The sequence below is a fragment of the Dietzia sp. Die43 genome (genome assembly GCF_024519835.1).
GTDB lineage: Bacteria > Actinomycetota > Actinomycetes > Mycobacteriales > Mycobacteriaceae > Dietzia > Dietzia kunjamensis.
This window is the reverse complement of the sequence record NZ_JALJRF010000079.1, coordinates 1-366: the sequence shown is the minus strand read 5'-3', so window position 1 is coordinate 366 and position 366 is coordinate 1. Positions and strand designations below refer to the sequence as shown.

Below are 366 nucleotides of genomic sequence, written 5' to 3'. Positions count from 1 at the left end.
TGACGCACAGCCTGGAAGTCGCGCAGATCGCCCGCTCGATCGCGCGCAGCCTGCGGTTGAACGAAGACCTGGTCGAGGCGATTTCTCTGGCGCACGACCTGGGGCACACGCCGTTTGGCCACGCGGGGCAGGATGCGCTCAACGATTGCATGAAGCCTTACGGCGGATTCGAGCACAACCTGCAGAGCCTGTTGGTGGTGGATCGGCTGGAGGAGCGCTACGGCGGCTTTGACGGCTTGAACCTCACGTTCGAGACGCGTGAGGGCATCCTCAAACACTGCTCACGCAACAACGCCGCCACGCTGGGCGATCTGGGGCGGCGCTTTCTCGAAGGGCAGCAGCCCTCGCTCGAGGCGCAGCTCGCCA

1 protein-coding gene is annotated in these 366 nt (G+C 65.0%); it reads left to right on the top strand.

The window, feature by feature from the left end; all coding sequences use genetic code 11:
* The coding region (locus NR111_RS18320; protein WP_256821641.1) for an HD domain-containing protein at nucleotides 1–366 on the top strand (366 nt) is incomplete at both ends.